This is a genomic window from Vibrio sp. 1402 (assembly GCF_033340275.1).
On the sequence record NZ_JAWOWE010000747.1, the window covers coordinates 1 to 510 of the forward strand.

The window sequence follows — 510 nt, forward strand, 5'->3', positions numbered from 1 at the left end:
TAAAAAAGCCCCCATATTAATGGAGGCTCGTTGTTCTTCTTTTTCTTACAAGTCGTAGTACTCTGCTAGGTATCCGATCAAATCACCGCCCTTCAGAAGTAAGAAGGCAATGACCATCATGACGCCTAAACCAACCGCAAAGCTTTTCATTCTGTCTTTTATTGAAATGTAATCATCTGACATGGGTATCTCCGTTTATTTTTCTTTTAAGCAGTTTGAACGTTGCTTGAAATCGGGTTTTTAGAGTTGATTTACCAGCGACCTAGATTTTCTAAGTCCATATCCCAATAGTACTTAGCGCAAGTTCTTAATTCCCAGCTTGAATTTTTATCAACAGGAGTGCCGTGGGCCTTTTGACACCAACCTCTAGCAAAGAACTCAATAGTTGCAAATGTCATAGCAACTACGACAAACAGTAAAATAATCAAATTGATAAGTTTTGCGATTGGGTGTTTTCGATTAATGTTTTTTGTCATTGTTTTTTATAAAAAAATCAGAAGGTTATACAAT

General features: G+C 36.5%; 2 protein-coding genes. Both read right to left on the bottom strand.

The annotated features are described in order from the left end of the window. Positions 1-45: 45 nt before the first annotated feature. Positions 46-183: a hypothetical protein gene (locus R7044_RS28265; protein WP_021823223.1), complete on the bottom strand. Its 138-nt coding sequence runs from the start codon at positions 181-183 to the stop codon at positions 46-48. A gap of 68 nt (positions 184-251) precedes the next feature. Further along, entirely contained in the window at positions 252-476 is a 225-nt protein-coding gene (locus tag R7044_RS28270; RefSeq protein ID WP_225456415.1) for a hypothetical protein, read from the bottom strand. Positions 477-510: the final 34 nt, after the last annotated feature.